The sequence below is a fragment of the Lonsdalea iberica genome, from assembly GCF_002111585.1.
In the GTDB taxonomy this organism is placed as follows: domain Bacteria; phylum Pseudomonadota; class Gammaproteobacteria; order Enterobacterales; family Enterobacteriaceae; genus Lonsdalea; species Lonsdalea iberica.
This window is the reverse complement of the sequence record NZ_LUTP01000016.1, coordinates 1-15,903: the sequence shown is the minus strand read 5'-3', so window position 1 is coordinate 15,903 and position 15,903 is coordinate 1. Positions and strand designations below refer to the sequence as shown.

Annotated in this window: 14 protein-coding genes, 1 tRNA gene and 2 pseudogenes; 5 read left to right on the top strand and 12 right to left on the bottom strand. The window is 52.5% G+C overall.

Annotated elements, in window-relative coordinates; translation table 11 throughout:
• Positions 1–38: 38 nt before the first annotated feature.
• The 6 genes from AU511_RS08240 to prmB all read right to left on the bottom strand — a co-directional run bounded on the left by AU511_RS08240 (position 39) and on the right by prmB (position 4,658).
• A complete protein-coding gene (locus AU511_RS08240; RefSeq protein WP_094102126.1) occupies positions 39–320 on the bottom strand; it encodes a YfcL family protein in 282 nt (93 codons plus the stop codon).
• Positions 321–358: 38 nt separating this feature from the next.
• Entirely contained in the window at positions 359–901 is a 543-nt protein-coding gene (locus AU511_RS08235; RefSeq protein ID WP_094109384.1) for an elongation factor P hydroxylase, read from the bottom strand.
• 20 nt (positions 902–921) lie between these two features.
• Positions 922–1,725, bottom strand: a complete 804-nt coding sequence (locus AU511_RS08230) for a sulfite exporter TauE/SafE family protein (protein ID WP_094102125.1) — start codon at positions 1,723–1,725, stop codon at positions 922–924.
• Positions 1,726–1,731: 6 nt separating this feature from the next.
• Entirely contained in the window at positions 1,732–2,562 is an 831-nt protein-coding gene (gene mepA / locus AU511_RS08225; RefSeq protein WP_094109357.1) for a penicillin-insensitive murein endopeptidase, read from the bottom strand.
• Between the two features lie 7 nt (positions 2,563–2,569).
• Entirely contained in the window at positions 2,570–3,655 is a 1,086-nt protein-coding gene (gene aroC / locus AU511_RS08220) for a chorismate synthase (protein ID WP_094109356.1), read from the bottom strand.
• Positions 3,656–3,725: 70 nt separating this feature from the next.
• Positions 3,726–4,658: a 50S ribosomal protein L3 N(5)-glutamine methyltransferase gene (gene prmB, locus AU511_RS08215; protein ID WP_094102122.1), complete on the bottom strand. Its 933-nt coding sequence runs from the start codon at positions 4,656–4,658 to the stop codon at positions 3,726–3,728.
• Positions 4,659–4,818: 160 nt separating this feature from the next.
• Here prmB and smrB point away from each other — a divergent pair, with 160 nt between their 5' ends.
• Positions 4,819–5,358, top strand: a complete 540-nt coding sequence (gene smrB / locus AU511_RS08210) for an endonuclease SmrB (protein WP_026739964.1) — start codon at positions 4,819–4,821, stop codon at positions 5,356–5,358.
• 208 nt (positions 5,359–5,566) lie between these two features.
• Here smrB and sixA read toward each other — a convergent pair whose 3' ends face one another.
• Positions 5,567–6,058, bottom strand: a complete 492-nt coding sequence (gene sixA, locus AU511_RS08205) for a phosphohistidine phosphatase SixA (RefSeq protein WP_094102121.1) — start codon at positions 6,056–6,058, stop codon at positions 5,567–5,569.
• A 519-nt stretch (positions 6,059–6,577) separates the two neighbouring features.
• Positions 6,578–6,874: a YfcZ/YiiS family protein gene (locus AU511_RS08200; protein ID WP_094102120.1), complete on the bottom strand. Its 297-nt coding sequence runs from the start codon at positions 6,872–6,874 to the stop codon at positions 6,578–6,580.
• 366 nt (positions 6,875–7,240) lie between these two features.
• Between AU511_RS08200 and fadL the strand changes: the two genes are divergently transcribed.
• Complete coding sequence (gene fadL / locus AU511_RS08195) at positions 7,241–8,557, top strand: long-chain fatty acid transporter FadL (protein WP_094109355.1); 1,317 nt, start codon at positions 7,241–7,243, stop codon at positions 8,555–8,557.
• Positions 8,558–8,681: 124 nt separating this feature from the next.
• Here fadL and mqo read toward each other — a convergent pair whose 3' ends face one another.
• A complete protein-coding gene (gene mqo / locus AU511_RS08190; RefSeq protein ID WP_094109354.1) occupies positions 8,682–10,253 on the bottom strand; it encodes a malate dehydrogenase (quinone) in 1,572 nt (523 codons plus the stop codon).
• 363 nt (positions 10,254–10,616) lie between these two features.
• Positions 10,617–11,378, bottom strand: a complete 762-nt coding sequence (gene mlaA, locus AU511_RS08185; RefSeq protein ID WP_094109353.1) for a phospholipid-binding lipoprotein MlaA — start codon at positions 11,376–11,378, stop codon at positions 10,617–10,619.
• Positions 11,379–11,875: 497 nt separating this feature from the next.
• Between mlaA and AU511_RS08180 the strand changes: the two genes are divergently transcribed.
• Both AU511_RS08180 and AU511_RS08175 read left to right on the top strand, forming a co-directional pair.
• Entirely contained in the window at positions 11,876–12,778 is a 903-nt protein-coding gene (locus AU511_RS08180) for a formate/nitrite transporter family protein (RefSeq protein ID WP_094109352.1), read from the top strand.
• 77 nt (positions 12,779–12,855) lie between these two features.
• A tRNA-Arg gene (locus AU511_RS08175) sits at positions 12,856–12,927 on the top strand.
• 124 nt (positions 12,928–13,051) lie between these two features.
• Here the strand turns inward: AU511_RS08175 and AU511_RS08170 are convergent.
• Positions 13,052–13,441: pseudogene (locus AU511_RS08170) on the bottom strand (transposase); the annotation flags it as partial.
• 388 nt (positions 13,442–13,829) lie between these two features.
• On the opposite strand from AU511_RS08170, the gene AU511_RS08165 reads away from it, so the two are divergent.
• Positions 13,830–14,363 (top strand): hypothetical protein, encoded by a 534-nt coding sequence (locus tag AU511_RS08165; RefSeq protein ID WP_240503795.1) that lies wholly within the window; start codon positions 13,830–13,832, stop codon positions 14,361–14,363.
• A gap of 202 nt (positions 14,364–14,565) precedes the next feature.
• On the opposite strand, the pseudogene AU511_RS08155 reads toward AU511_RS08165, so the two are convergent.
• Positions 14,566–15,045: pseudogene (locus tag AU511_RS08155) on the bottom strand (Hcp family type VI secretion system effector).
• Positions 15,046–15,903: the final 858 nt, after the last annotated feature.

Sequence of the window (15,903 nt, the reverse complement as noted above, 5' to 3'; positions counted from 1 at the left end):
CGGAGGATTCCGGCACCGGTTAAAGAAGAGGCATTACGTTACGGTTGGGAAGACGCCTGCTGGTAGAGACGATCCCACATCTGATTGACCAGAACCTGATCCGGCGGAGACAGTTCGCCGTTTTTGATGGCCTTGCGTACGCTATCCTCGACACGGCTGCACAAGGCTTCGGCCGTATGCTCGCCGTTTTCCTCAGCTTCCGCGACCGCCAAGGTCAAATGACCGCGCAGATAACCCCCGGCAAAAAGCTCATCGTCGCTGGCGTGTTCCACCATGTCATCAATCAGCGCCAGGATGCGCGATTCAAATTCTGCGATCATTCATTGTCCTCGGTTGTTCTGTGTTGCCCATCGTCCGCTCAGCAGAGATCGGCGGGGTACGGGAAAGCCGCCGGGGTCAGCGGCGCCGTATGATAAAATGCGTGCAGCGCCTGAATTAAGCGGTCCGGGCGTTCGGGAACGCCCTCCTCCAAATAGCGCATCACCTGCGCGTGCACACGGCGTTGAAAGGCAATGCGGTCGGGTGTCACATCGCCGTTCAGGTTATCGCAGCTCACGTTAAAGGGAAACGCCGCCGCAACGCAAAACATCCACTCCAGCGCCTGCGGTTTAATTTCCACCGACTCGAACTGTTGCTGCGTTGCCGCATCGCGTCCGTCGGGGCAGTACCAGTACCCAAAATCCACGAGTTTGCGTCGTTCCGCGCCCGCAATGCACCAATGGGAAATCTCGTGCATCGCACTGGCGTAAAAACCGTGGGCGAACAGAATACGGTGATAGTCCGTTTGCTCATCGGCCGGGAGGTAAATCGGCTCGTCCTCGCCCTTGACTAAGCGTGTATTGAAATCGTCGCTAAAGCAGCCGTTAAACACCTGAATCAGGTGCTCATAATCGTGTGTCATGATGTTGTTAACCGGTTCAGTCATGAGAATAGCCGCCCCACCCAATGCGCGACATCCTGCCCATGGCCGTCGTAAATCAGTTTGACGCTCATCAGCGCGGACACCGCCACCAGCATGGGACGAATCAACTTCTGCCCCTTGGTGAGTACCATTTTCGCCCCCAAACGCGCACCGATGATTTGCCCTAAGAGCATCACGCCGCCGATGAGCCACATGACTTTGCCGCTCAGAATGAAAAACAGCAGGCCACCGAAATTGGAGGTGAAGTTGAGTACTTTGGCGTGCGCGGTAGACTTTGCCAGATTGAAACCGCGTAGCGTCAGGTAGGACAGCGCGTAAAACGACCCGGCTCCCGGACCAAAAAAGCCGTCATAGAATCCCACGCAAGCGCCACCAACCAAAGCGAATGGAACGGGAGAGAGCCGACGCTGCCGATCTTCGTCGCTGATTTTGGGCATCAACAGAAAATACAGGCCGATGCCGATCACCAGTACCGGCAGCAACTGGCGCAGGAAATCCGCGTGAATCTGTTGAATGAGCCAGGCACCGCTGATCGCGCCAAGAAAGGTGCAGACCACCGCCAGCTTCTGCTCACGCAGATCGACCGCGCCACGGCGGATAAAGTACAGACTGGCGGAAAACGATCCGCCGACGCCCTGAAGTTTATTTGTCGCCAATGCCTGCGCGGGCGATAACCCTGCCGCCAATAATGCGGGGACCGTCAATAAACCGCCGCCCCCGGCAATTGAATCGATAAATCCCGCCGCCACGGCGATAGCAAACAGCAGGCCGAGCAGTTCCGGCCCTAAGATCAAACCTTCCATGATGTTTTATTCCGCGGCAAAGTGTCGGTTCAGCAACGCCTGACAAGATGCGGGCAGCGGCGGTGGCGTGGTTTTCTGCGGCGCGACGGCGCCCGGCTTACGCGGCTGGAACCAGCTTTGCAGCTCCGCGCCACAGCCATCGCCCGCCGGCGGCGGATCCTGATCCTGGCACTCAAGACTGTTCGCCGGGCAACGCAGACGAACGTGCATATGCGCACGGTGTGCGAACCACGGGCGAACCTTGTGAAGCCAGGAGCGGTCGCTGCCAGCCTCCTGACACAGACGCTGCTTGATCGCCGGGTTGACGAAGATGCGCGTCACCGCGCTGTCCTGCGCCGCCGTCTTGATCAGCGTCAGGGCATCATGGTTCCACAGGCGCGGATTGACGGCTTTGTCCCCGGGTAAGACCAGATCGATAGGTTGTGGATTCAGGAGTTGCTGCGTGCTCCAGCGCTGACGCGGCACCTGCAGCCAGACGTCCACATCCAGCCCCGACTGATGACTGGCATGTCCGCTGCTGAAACGCCCTCCCGCCGGCATCCCCATGTCTCCGACCAGCACGATGCCGCCGTTCTGGCGATGCACGCTGGCGCTGAGGCGATGGATGAAGCCCAGCAGATCCGGATGGCCGAAGTAGCGACGCTGATCGACCCGCATCACCTGATAGTCCTCCGCTTGCAGCGGCAGTGGCCGCGCGCCGATGATACAGCCGTTAGCGAAAGAACCTATCGCCTGCGGGCGTCCAGGCACCGGGTGGGTGATCTCCTGCCAGGGCGTCGCTGCCCCAGCGGTGGCGCAGCAGAGCAGCGTCATCAAACCTATCAAAGCTGTTTTCATATGCAGGTTACCAACGGGGAACTGAAGTGTTTACGTCCGCGCATTGCGCACGTTGGCGTAATAAATGGTCCATTAACACGATAGCCATCATCGCCTCGGCAATGGGCACGGCGCGGATACCGACGCAGGGATCGTGACGCCCACGGGTGACCATTTCCGTCGCTTCGCCCGTGCGGGTGATCGTGCGCCCCGGCACCATGATGCTGGACGTCGGCTTGAGCGCCAGATGCGCCACGACCGCCTGACCACTGCTAATGCCGCCCAGAATGCCGCCCGCATGATTGCTCTGGAAACCGTCCGGCGCGATCTCATCGCGGTTTTCGCTGCCGCGTTTGCCCACGACTGCAAAACCGTCGCCGATCTCGACGCCCTTCACGGCGTTGATACTCATCAGCGCATGCGCCAAATCCGCATCCAGTCGGTCGAATACCGGCTCGCCGAGCCCGGCGGGTACGGACTCGGCCACCACCGTCACGCGTGCGCCAATAGAGTCACCCTCTTTCTTCAGCGCGCGCATCAGTTCATCCAACGCTTCCAGCTTAGACGGATCCGGGCAAAAGAAGGGGTTCTGCTCAACCTGATCCCACGTTTTCAATTCGCAGTGAATGTCGCCCATCTGCGTCAGACAGCCACGAATATTCACGCCGTGCTGAAGCTGCAGATATTTCTTGGCGATGGCGCCTGCCGCCACGCGCATGGCCGTTTCGCGCGCGGAAGATCGGCCGCCGCCGCGATAGTCGCGCTGGCCGTATTTCTGCTCGTAGGTATAGTCGGCATGTCCGGGTCGGAACAAATCTTTGATCGCGCTGTAGTCCTGCGAACGCTGATCGGTATTTTCAATCAGCAGGCCGATGCTGGTCCCCGTCGTCACGCCGTCGAATACCCCGGACAGAATGCGCACCTGATCCGGTTCGCGACGCTGGGTGGTATAGCGAGAGGTGCCTGGACGGCGGCGGTCCAGATCGTGCTGTAGATCCGCTTCTGTCAGCGGAATGCCCGGCGGAACGCCATCCACCACACACCCCAGGGCAATACCATGGGACTCACCAAAGGTGGTGACGCGGAAAAATTGCCCAATACTGTTTCCTGCCATCACGGCTCCTTTACATCATAAAATAAGAGATCGTCAGGCGGGCTATCCGCGCCCGCATCCTGTCACTATATTAGTCGCGATACAGGCTGAAGTGAGACTGGCAGTCCAGCAGCTGCGCACGGGTCAGCATGAATACGCCGTCGCCGCCGTGTTCGAATTCCAGCCAGGTAAACGGAATATCGGGATATTGGTCGATCAGATGCACCATGCTGTTGCCCACTTCGCAGATCAGCACCCCCTCTTCGCTGAGGTATTCGGTGGCGCGGGCAAGAATGCGACGTACCAGCTTCAGGCCGTCGCTGCCCGCGGCCAGCCCCAGCTCGGGCTCATGACGGAACTCGTCCGGCAGGTCCGCCATGTCTTCTTCATCGACGTAAGGCGGGTTGGTGACGATCAGATCGTAAGGCGTGGTCGGCAGGTCGCGGAACAGATCTGAACGAATCGGCGTGACGTGATGTTCCATGCCATGCTGTTCGATATTCAGCTCGGTCACCGACAGTACATCGCTGGAGATATCGACCGCGTCGACCTCCGCCTCCGGGAAAGCCTGCGCACAGGCGATGGCGATGCAGCCGCTGCCAGTACAGAGATCCAGAATGTGATGAGGTTCGCGGCTCAAGAGCGGCTCGAAACCGTTATTGATCAGCTCTCCAATCGGCGAACGCGGCACCAACACGCGTTCATCGACGTAGAATTCCAACCCGCAGAACCACGCTTTGTTGGTGAGATAGGCGACGGGAATACGTTCGTTGATACGGCGGATCACTCGTTCCACAATGCGGTGACGTTCGCCTGACGTCAGGCGCGCGCTGTATATGTCTTCGGGGATATCGAGGGGTAGATACAGGCTTGGCAACACCAGCTGCAACGCCTCGTCCCAAGAGTTGTCGGTTCCATGACCGTAATAGACCTGTGCGGCATTAAACCGGCTGACCGTCCAACGCAGCATATCCTGAAGGGTATGCAGATCGTTGACCGCTTCATCGACGAAAATTTTGTCCAAGGTTGTCCTCCGCAGACATCTCTGAAAATCAAATTGCCGCCTAGTTTGCCATGAAGCCTGCGACAAATCAGCAGATATCACCGTCCTGCGGCCCCTCAAACCTTAGCGGAGCGCGCTAGAAAAGGTACACTTAGGAAAAACCAAGACAGAGTAAGCGCTGATGAAAAACAAATACAGGCTGGATGAGGAAGAGCTGGCGCTTTTTCGCGCTTCAGTCGCCGGCGCCAGACGCCTGACTCAGGACACCTATCGCTATCAACCGCCGCGCCGCAAACTCTCGGAAGTACCGCCGCGTAAAGCGATGCAGGAGCAACGCGACGCCTGCTTTTATTTCTCGGATGAGTTTCAGCCGCTATTGGAGAACGATGGCCCGGTACGATACGTTCGCTCCGGCACCAGCCACTATGAATTAAAAAAGCTGCGCAGAGGGGATTATCCGCCGGAGCTGTTTCTGGATCTGCATGGTCTGACCCAGCAGGAAGCCAAGCAAGAGCTAGGCGCATTACTGGCCGCCTGCCGCCGGGAGCACGTCTACTGCGCCTGTGTGATGCACGGTCACGGTAAGCACATCCTCAAACAGCAGACCCCGCTATGGCTTGCCCAGCATCCCGACGTGCTGGCCTTTCATCAGGCCCCGCGCGAATTTGGCGGCGACGCCGCATTGCTCGTGCTGGTCGCGCTGGATAGCAACGTCAGATAACGCCCCTGACCTAAAAGACAGGCGGCCATTCGCCGCCCTCCCCCCTTGACCCACCACCGCCCAGTCAGGCGTTCGAGCACACATACGGCTATAGCCGTAAGCAAAACCTCGCGTCGCCGACCTTCAAGACATCGAAGCAGGGAGAACGTCGACGGGTGTCGATATGCCCTTGCCGTCAGGCATACCGGTGCGCAGGGCTAAAGCAGGATTATTTGGCTTGGGCGGCTTTGGCGAGAAGCTGAGCCGGACTGACTTGCCACTGGCATACGCCAGCACCAGAGGGGGCGAACTGCACATCTGCCACGGCCGACGTGGCGAACATCGGCGCCGTTTCTTGCGGACAAAGGGCCGCGACCAGGTAGCCGACCAGCGGCAAATGCGAGATCACCAGCACAGCGCCGACGCCCTGAGAAGCCAGCACCTCAAGATAGTCTCGCACCTGTTCGGCGCTGCCGCCCGGCGTGAGCTCCGGCAGGCACTCGTCCTTAACCTGCAGTGGCCATGCGTCCCTGACGGCCTGCAATGTTTGCTGAGCACGCAGGAACGGGCTAACCAGAATGCGATCGATGTCGATACCCTTGCCAGACAACCACTCGGCCATCTGACGAGACTCATCACATCCACGAGCACTGAGAGGACGAAGCGCATCACTGGCTGCGTCAGGTATGGCATCGCCGTGACGCATGATCAAAACTTGCATATTACACCGCTATATTGATGAAAAAGCTGTGCGTGTCGCCAAGGGAGAGGCAGTGCCGACGCTCGTGCATCCGGCTACGCCTGACCGACGTGAACACACGGTTTAGGAACTCATTGCTGGCGTTTTAACCAGACCGGAGCGCAATTTTTTACTCCAATTGGCTGCCGATAGCAACCTAACGACCGACGTCGGCAGGCAACGCATGTATTTTTAACGCACAAGCGCATGATGGAATTCATTTATTTTCAGTTAGTTGCAAAATCACATTCCCATCCTCCACACAAAAAACAGGACACCATGTTGTTTTTTGTGTGGAGGGATAGCCGCCTTATTACCCATCATTGGGCGGTGGTCTGAATAATCAGACCGATTCCTTTCAGCTTAGTTCGCACGTGCATTGCGGGGGATAGGATGTCAGGAGAATTTCCTTCGGAAATCAGCGGTATCTTGACGCGAGGGGGAGTTGCCGGGACGACCGACCGTCGTCATTCGGAGGGCGTCCCCTCCGATACGCAGCGCTTAACGCAGGCCCAGCTGGAAAATCAGGGTTTCCGCCTGGCAGGAGAAAGTGAAGTCGATCTCCATCTTCACACCACCTTCAACGTCAGCGAACGTGCTGTCGATTACGCAAGGATCCGATTCCACGGAGCGAGCTTTGTCGATCAACGTCTTTTGCATGGCTTCCGCTTCAGCCCGGTCGGCAAACACACGGCTATACGAGGCGGTGCAATCAGTATTGTCCATGATGGTGCCGACATCGACACAGCAACAGGCGGCCGTTTCTTCAGCGCTGCATTTGTTAATTGGATTTGTCATTACAAGACTCCTCTGCGGAAATACCTGGAGGCCAGGCTCGTTCCAGGTCATAAAAGGTTATCTTATTTTACCCGCCGAGACGCCGAAGCACTAGGACTTACTGACACTATGGATATTAACGCCATATCCGCCTCGCATTCCTTGTTCGCCCCTGCCTTCGCCCTCTCCCTTACCGGCGAAAATGACTCAATCACCAGACATTAATTTAACAAAAGCAAAACGATTAAAGATCAAATTATTAATAATCGAATCTTTTTGTAACTGGTCTGATTTGTCACAAAGAGTAGCCAACCTACAATGCGCGTCCTTTTGTTACCGTTTTACGAAGTAACAGCGCTCAACCACAAAATACAATGAGGTTTGGTCATGCACCAGAAAGGCCGGCTGAAAAAAACATCGCTTGCTGTAGCACTAGCGCTGTTATCCAGCCATGCATCCGCCGCGGGTTTCCAGCTCAATGAATACTCCACGTCCGGTCTGGGACGCGCTTTCTCCGGCGAAGGCGCCGTCGCCGACAACGCGACGTCAGGCAGCCGCAATCCCGCCACCATGGCCTTATTTGACCGCCCCGCGTTCTCTATCGGCGCTATTTATATCGACCCGGACGTGAATTTGCAGGGCCAAAACTCCCTGACGGGAAGCGGCGATACCAGCGCGCATAATATCGCGCCCGCGCAATGGGTGCCGAACGTGCACTTCATCATGCCGCTGAACGACCGCTGGTCCGTGGGCGCCTCCGCCGTGACTAACTATGGTCTGTCGACGGAGTTTCCCTCCGACTACGCTGCGGGCTCCATCGGCGGCACGACCAAACTGCTGACATCGAACCTCAACCTCAGCGCCGCATATCGCATGAACCAGCACTTTAGTCTCGGGCTGGGCGTTGACGCGGTCTATGCTAAAGCGAAAATTGTGCGCACCGCGGGCGAACTGGCCTACATTCCAGCCTCTAGAGGCGGTCTGGCAGGCGTGGTCAATGGCCCTTCATCCGAGATAGCACATCTGGAAGGCGAAGAGTGGGGTTACGGCTGGAACGCCGGTATTTTGTACGAAGTCGACGAGAATAACCGCGTCGGACTGACTTATCGCTCCAAAGTCGACATCGACTTCAAGGGCGATTATAAAAACGACCTGCCCCGCGTCATCGCGACCAGCACAACGACGGGCACGGGCGGCCAGTACATTCCCGGCGCGCTGACGCTATCGCTGCCGGAAATGTGGGAGTTCTCCACCTATCACCGTGTCGCGCCTCAATGGGCGGTTCATTACAGCTTCACTTACACCAGTTGGAGCCAGTTCGAAGAGCTAAGAGCCACCGGCAGCAACAATCAGCAACTGTTCGAGAAGAAAGAGCATTTCCGCGACGCCTATCGCATGGCGCTCGGCACCACCTATTATTACGACAATAAATGGACTTTCCGCACCGGTATCGCGTACGACGATAGCCCCGTACCGGCAGAGAACCGCTCCATCTCTATTCCGGATCAAGACCGACTCTGGATTAGCGCCGGGACCACCTATGCATTCAATAAAGACGCCTCTGTCGACTTAGGCATCTCCTACATGCACGGTAAGAGCGTCACCATTAACGAAAAAGTGGCCGACAACTCGCCGGCTACCTACAGCTTCACCTCAAAAGGCACTGCCTGGCTGTATGGCATCAACCTGAATTACCGCTTCTGATAAGCCGCCATCCCGTGTGAAGGCTCATCCACGCGCGGGATGCTTTATGAATTTCCATTTTATACAACGATCAAAAAAGGCCGCTTACGCGGCTTTTTTATGAGCTATTGAAGCAGAATCGGAATCACTCCGGTTTCACTTCCATATAGTTCAGTTTCAGCGTGCTGCTGGTGTAGCTACGGATCTTGTTGGTCAGCTCAATGTCGCCGTCCAGTTTTTCACCGTAGGAAGGGATGATTTCCTTCAGCTTGGCCTGCCATTCCGGCGTCGCGATTTGGGTCTTGAAGACCTTGTTCAGCACGTCCAGCATGATCGGCGCAGCGGTAGAAGCGCCCGGAGAGGCGCCCAGCAGCGCAGCGATGGTGCCATCCTGAGAGCTGACAATTTCGGTGCCCAGTTTCAGCACGCCGCCTTTGTCAGCATCTTTCTTGATGACCTGCACGCGCTGACCGGCAACGCTCAGCTTCCAATCTTCTTTCTTAGCGTTCGGGAAGTATTCCTGCAACGCCGCGAAACGGTCGTCGTCGCTCATCATCACCTGGCTGATCAGGTATTTCACCAGATCGAAGTTATCCAGACCGACATGCACCATCGGCATGAAGTTGGAGGTGCTGACGGACGCGAACAGATCCCACAGCGAACCATTTTTCAGGAATTTGCTGGAGAAGGTTGCGAACGGCCCGAACAGCACGACTTGTTTACCGTTGAAGACACGGGTATCCAGATGCGGAACGGACATCGGCGGCGCACCTACGGAAGCTTTACCGTAGACCTTCGCCATGTGACGTTTCACGACATCAGGATTGTCTGTCACCAGGAACTCGCCGCCGACCGGGAAGCCGCCGTAGTTCTCGGCTTCAGGAATGCCAGATTTCTGCAGCAGCTGCAGCGCCGCGCCGCCTGCGCCGATGAAGACGAATTTCGCTTTGATTACGCTTTCTTTGCCATCATTTTTCAGGTCGGCAACCACGACGTTCCAGGTGTTATCACTGTTACGCTTCAGGTCGCGGACTTCGTGATTCAGCTGTAAAGAGAAGTTCGGGTTCTGCTTCATGGAATCAACCAGCTGACGGGTCACTTCGCCATAGTTGACGTCGGTACCAATCGGCATACGGGTCGCCGCGACTTTCTGATTCGGGTCGCGTCCTTCCATCACCAACGGAGCCCAGTCTTTGATGGTGTTAGCGTCGTTGGTGAATTCCATACCGCGGAACAGCGTACTGTGCTGCAGCGCGTTGTAGCGTTTGTGCAAGAAGTCGACGTTGTCGTCGCCCCAGACGAAGCTGATGTGGGGAACACTGTTGATAAAGGAGGTGGGATCCTTCATCACGTTGTTTTTAACCTGATAGGACCAGAATTCGCGGGAAATTTCGAATGCTTCGCTGATTTCAACGGCTTTGACGATTTCGACCGAGCCGTCGGGTTTTTCCGGGGTATAGTTCAACTCCATAAAGGCGGAGTGTCCGGTACCCGCATTATTCCAGCCGTTTGAACTTTCCTGGGCAACGTTATCCATACGCTCGACCATATTGATGGTCCAGTTGGGCTCCAGTTCTTGCAAATAGGTGCCCAATGTTGCACTCATAACGCCGCCGCCGATCAGTACTACATCCACGGTTTTATCCTCTTCTGCCACAGCAGATTGCGTTACTCCCATGATCCCTAAACAGAGGACCGAAATGAGTAGTTTTTTCATGCTTTACATCTCTTAATGTGAATTATTATCCCTGCAGGTGAAACAAAGTCATCCCATCCCGACGAGCAAGATAACGGTACAGAAGTGGTGAAAGAGCAGTAAGACTGCTTTTGGTCAAAATTTCGTTAGATCAAAACGAGTCTGGCTGCCAGTTCGGAGCTGCTGAAACGTCACTCTCACAAACAGGGTAGCATTATTGTTACATGGCTGATGAAAATAAATTTATGTAATTAAATAAACATTCAACAGGCTGGTAACTTCTCACAAACAATCTTGTATGTGAAGATCTAAAAAGCAACTCATAAAAAAACAACGAATAAAGGCGCCCGAAGGCGCCACTATACATCACTGAGACGCGGGTATTTATTGCGCGTCGATTTCCTGAAGGCTGCCCTCAATTTCTTTGGCATTTGGATTCACCGGCGCCGGACCGGCTCCCCCGGTCGCCAGGAAATCATGACGCTGGAAGTAGGCTTCACGCATCATCAGATAAGGGTCGGACGAGTTCTTCAGCAGACCGTCGGAATCCAGCAACTGAGCGCGCGTCTCCAACCCTTCAATCATCCATTTACCCGCGGACATCCAGAATGTCAGGTAGCTCAAGGGGGGATAGAGGGTATCGACGACATTTCCGCCGTCTTCACGCAGCGTCGCGCTGCCATAACCCGGCAACACGACGTAGGGACCGTAGGCGACATCGTAATGTCCCAGCGTGCTCCCAAAGCGACGGGGCTCCTCTTTTTTCGCCAGCTTGGGGTTAGCCATGGTGGCGACGTCAATTAGCCCCCCCATTCCGACGATAGTATTAAGGAAGAAACGGTTGAAGTGGATCATCGCTTCATACGGTTTGCCTTCGGCGAAGTAATTCACCATCGCCGCCGGCTCCGACAGGTTATCGAAGAAGTTCGTCAACCCGTTACGAGCGGGATGCGGGACGTAATCACGCCACACCACGGCGGCGGGTCGCACCAGATAGGGATCTAACAGATAGTAGTTAAAGCTGAACATGCTTCGGTTGAAGCCTTCCAGAGGATCTGAACGCCCCTGCTGCGTGGTGTCTCTGGAACTGGCGCACGCAACGAGCAACAAACTTGCTAAAACCACTCCCCCGAGGCGGAAATTCATAACCATTCTCCCTGCTTAATTTTTGTATGCCCTTGTAAAAAGGCACCGTTTACCGATGGAGGCGGAAACGTCATGCCGCATTGAGTGTATCACCATACGAAAAATTCACGCCAACGGCGTTAGCCCTCAACATCGTTCCGGCGTGCGTCCCCTTTAGTGAGGCTGCGGCAGGCTCTGACTGTTCCCATTCAAGCATGCATCAATACGGCCATGCGGCCTGAATCCACCCACAACGCCGTCACAATAACGGCGGAAGGCACTCTGTCACCGCACCCTCACGATAGAACCACCCAAGACGCAAAAGCTAATAGCACATTCTGCCCTCCTGGGTCATTAACACGAACGGCTGCAAGCCCGATTTTTAAGACGTAAGGATGATCGATGCGGCACGGCGTCGCCGCAGGCACCGGTTCATACTCGAGCGCCGCGCGGCGATGAAGAGTGACTATGCTTATAAGTCAGTTTCCGCCAACACGATGCCAACGGAATAATCAGTTATGAATGATCCTCGTTCAACGAACAATCGCAACCTAGAGAGTCACGAAAACCGCCAGGGACAAGACATCGTCGTGGATGAACATTCCCTGCCCTCCCCGGCCGCCGCTATCCATGAGCGTATCCGGCAGGAAGGTCAAAAAGAGCTGGTGCGGGATGGCCGAGCGCTTTTATGGTCCGCCATCGCCGCCGGACTTTCGATGGGGACATCGCTCATCGCCATGGGTCTGCTTCACGCCGAGCTAAAAGGCGTGACGGGAGCGCACCTGCTGGAGAGTTTCGGTTATACGCTCGGCTTCATCATCGTCATCATGGCGCGTCAGCAGCTGTTTACGGAAAACACCGTCACGGCTGTATTGCCAATAATGCATCAACCCAGCATGCATAACTTTCGTCTGTTATTGCGACTGTGGGGGATCGTGTTGTTCGGCAACCTCATCGGCACCGCACTGGCGGCGTTGGGGTATACGGCACTGCCCGTCTTCAGCGCGGAGGTGCGCCATGCGTTCTCCGACATCGCTCTCCATGTGATGGAAAATCCCCCGCAGGAGATGTTCGCCAACGCCATGGTTTCCGGCTGGATCATCGCTACGATGGTATGGATGCTGCCGAATGCCGGTAGCGCGAAAATCCTGCTGATTATCATCATGACCTGGCTTATTTCGGCCAGCAGCCTGACGCATATTGTGGCTGGCGCAACGGAAATTTTTTATTTGGTCTTCAATCAGCAGCTGTCGTGGCAGGCGTTCATCTGGCCCTTCGCCCTGCCGACGTTGGCAGGCAACATTATTGGCGGCACCTTTGTTTTCGCGCTTATCAGCCATGCTCAAATTCGTAGCGACCTGCCGGGCAAAGACAAAAAAGCCGTCAAACTCGATGACGAAAAGGATGACTCATCACGCTGAAGTGGTGGAGGATTAAGCAAACGCACCGCTAAGTGCTTATGGACGCGGCAAAATCGAGTATAATGCTCGCCAGCCGTGTCCCCATAGTTAAATGGATATAACGAGCCCCTCCTAAGGGCTAGTTGTAGGTTCGATTCCTGCTGGGGACAATTTTCTTTCATTTCACCTCGTTTCATAACCTCACAAAACCCCCGATAAACTATTTAAAATCAATTAATTAAGCCTAGAATAGGTTTCATTTCATGACATTGCATGCTTCTGATGGTATTACCGGCCATACCGTATCCGAATTTCCGCTATCTCTCGGATGCGCTGGGTGACCGGTCGATCATCACGCTGGCTCTGCCTGTGGTAGAAAGTTCTGCTCTGCATCAGCAGGCCACATCCCCGGCGGACACCGATATGATAAGCTTCAAGCAGGAAATGCACCGCCTGGCGCGTCTGAGCCGGCCTCAGAACTTTCGCTTCAATACCTCCTGAAGCATCTCCTTGTCCAGGCTCAGATCTGCCACCAGCTTCTTCAGCCGCCGAATTTCTTCTTCCAATTGTAAAAAGTGGCCTCAACCCCCCCATCTTTCTGCAGACTTCCCCGACGCGGGAGCTGGTTTCGGTTTGTTTCAGCGCAAACGCAATCTGTTCTTCGGTATAACGGGTCTTTTTCATGGCAATGAGCCTCTCTGGGTGATAGAAGAAAGACCGGATACCTCAGTTTAGACTGGCACTGTTTTCAGGGGGAAGATCAAGGGGCTTAACCAGATAGTCCATTGATTTTATGAACTATGCGATGGAGTGTAGTCGACGTTTTCAGATATTAGACGTTATAGATAATTGCGCTTACATATACATTACCTAGGGGGTATACTTTGGATGCAAATAAAACCCGATGAGGAAAGGATTTTCATGCTTGTATCAGACTATTTAAAATCAAAGATGGAAGCTGATAAAGTTCTTGCAACTCAGCCAGATAGGGTTTCAAATAAAAGAAAATACAATCAGCCTTACCAGTGACATATATAACGGAATTGAAAGAGCCAGTTGGTATACATCATGCATGTTTGAGAAATATAATGATGTATGCCAAGAACTAAAACTCGAAGACCGCCGCATGTTTTTTTCTATTGTGCAGGTATACCGAAGAGAAGATGTCATTCTTGATATAGTGCATGCTTATACAAAGATATTAATAGAAAATATCGATGAACAAAAAAAAGAAGAAATAGCTAAGTTAGTACTGGGAACAGCCTCTGAAATTTCAACAAATCGAGCAATCAAAGAGTCTCTAGCCTATTTGATTGCCAAATCGATTTCATCATCATTTAGTTTCAGTTCTATTGTTATACAACGAATAAACAAATATTCTGCCTTTGGAATAACAATGGCGGCATTTTATGGTAAGGTTCAAGGAGCAGCCATGTCAGCAAGACACTTAGGAGATATCAATCCTCAACTATATTGGGTTCTTTATTCTATGCAAATAGAAATGTTATATTTTTTAGTAGAGCCGATATTACCTGCCCACATTACCATTAACAAAAGTGACGAGTCAGAAATAATAAATTTCATCAATGGGATGATAAAATCATGAATTTTGTAAAAAATGTTATTAAGGATTTCTTTTTCACCACAATACTATTGTCTTTGATTGCTGGATTGTGGTTTTTGTATCTGTATTTTATTCCCGAACACAGTGTTAAATTGATAATTATTTCCATTGCCATTGTGATTTACATTGACATAAGGTTTTTTCTAAAAAAAAGGACCGGCGTTAGATCCGGCCCTCGGTAAAACTAATAATTTATATTCTGCCAAACCATATATGCGCTTGTTCTTGCAATAACATGCTCCCATTCAATAGAAGCGAACTTGAATGATACATTTTCCTGGGGCTGAATCTCGTTATGAATCAATGAGTTAGGGTAGAAAAAACGAATATTATTAATAATCGCATCTTTAAGTCTCATCTTAAAATACAATTCATTCCCACCCGACTGAGCCGTTCGATAAAATGAAAAAATACACTCCATTTTTTCATTATCATTGATTGCTTGAGCGAATAAAGGAGTCGCTTTATCAATAGGTTCCCTGATTTCCACAGGAAGAAGAGACACATTTTATGTTCTGTTGATGTTATTAACCAATTCATAGACAAAAATTTCATTCTCATGTGCGGATTGATATTTATTTCCGATAGAACCTAGTGATGAACACCCCGACGAAATCAAACTTTGCTTTTCCCCGGCAACGCTAAGATAAATAAGATTAGACATTATACTTCCCTATAATCAATTCCATCAGTTTCTCAATGACTTTTCGCATATGCACTATCATAATACATTTTTTCACAAACATTTAAAACAATTCGATATTTTTTCGTAAGAGTAATTGATACGATATACGCATAGTTATTTTTCACTAAAAATGACTAGCATGGCTCACACAAAAAAATAATAGAAATAAGTAACCCTTGATTGGGAAAAACCTCGCTATTTATTTATAATGAATTTACTTTAAAAATCACAACACCCCAAAAAAACACGAAGACATTAAAATGCTAACTTTAAAATTCTCAAAATACATATATTTTTTCTGATGAGTTTTACGTTAAGAACCACTCATATCAGACAATATCAAGTTAAAGCTAGATGACTGCAAAACAGAAAAAAACAAATTTTTTATCATTGGCACTGTAAATCTGCTTTTGAACGAAGTTTTCAGACTGGCATAGAGGTGATCTTTGATCCTACCCAGCATATATGGACGTTCAGCCTGTGCAACGTGTTTTCTGCAATGATCAAAACGAGTAACTGCAGCCATATATCCGGTTTCTGATGGGGCTTTCATTGCCCCGAACCATGATGAGCGCTGCCAGTGAGTACAAAAAATAAGTACGGGCTATTATTGCCCCGCCTGAGTATCGGTTTCACTCACCTGTGGTCTTACCTGTTTTGACATCCTGCTATCTATACTCACATTGCCACAACGTGTTATCGGGTCTGAACAGCAGTCCACTTCGCTGCCTGAGATTGTATTAGGTAGCGAAGCGGATTTTATACTCAGTGCCTTTCGTCAACATCACCCAGAGCACTTGGACCATTTTTGTCGCCTGCGCAATAGCAACAACATTG

What these genes read in the sequence shown, in the direction of transcription:
- AU511_RS08240 (WP_094102126.1), bottom strand. Translation starts at nt 320, where the DNA reads ATGATCGCAGAATTTGAATCGCGCATCCTGGCGCTGATTGATGACATG.
- AU511_RS08235 (WP_094109384.1), bottom strand. Translation starts at nt 901, where the DNA reads ATGACACACGATTATGAGCACCTGATTCAGGTGTTTAACGGCTGCTTT.
- AU511_RS08230 (WP_094102125.1), bottom strand. Translation starts at nt 1,725, where the DNA reads ATGGAAGGTTTGATCTTAGGGCCGGAACTGCTCGGCCTGCTGTTTGCT.
- mepA (WP_094109357.1), bottom strand. Translation starts at nt 2,562, where the DNA reads ATGAAAACAGCTTTGATAGGTTTGATGACGCTGCTCTGCTGCGCCACC.
- aroC (WP_094109356.1), bottom strand. Translation starts at nt 3,655, where the DNA reads ATGGCAGGAAACAGTATTGGGCAATTTTTCCGCGTCACCACCTTTGGT.
- smrB (WP_026739964.1), top strand. Translation starts at nt 4,819, where the DNA reads ATGAAAAACAAATACAGGCTGGATGAGGAAGAGCTGGCGCTTTTTCGC.
- sixA (WP_094102121.1), bottom strand. Translation starts at nt 6,058, where the DNA reads ATGCAAGTTTTGATCATGCGTCACGGCGATGCCATACCTGACGCAGCC.
- AU511_RS08200 (WP_094102120.1), bottom strand. Translation starts at nt 6,874, where the DNA reads ATGACAAATCCAATTAACAAATGCAGCGCTGAAGAAACGGCCGCCTGT.
- fadL (WP_094109355.1), top strand. Translation starts at nt 7,241, where the DNA reads ATGCACCAGAAAGGCCGGCTGAAAAAAACATCGCTTGCTGTAGCACTA.
- mqo (WP_094109354.1), bottom strand. Translation starts at nt 10,253, where the DNA reads ATGAAAAAACTACTCATTTCGGTCCTCTGTTTAGGGATCATGGGAGTA.
- mlaA (WP_094109353.1), bottom strand. Translation starts at nt 11,378, where the DNA reads ATGAATTTCCGCCTCGGGGGAGTGGTTTTAGCAAGTTTGTTGCTCGTT.
- AU511_RS08180 (WP_094109352.1), top strand. Translation starts at nt 11,876, where the DNA reads ATGAATGATCCTCGTTCAACGAACAATCGCAACCTAGAGAGTCACGAA.
- AU511_RS08165 (WP_240503795.1), top strand. Translation starts at nt 13,830, where the DNA reads ATGTTTGAGAAATATAATGATGTATGCCAAGAACTAAAACTCGAAGAC.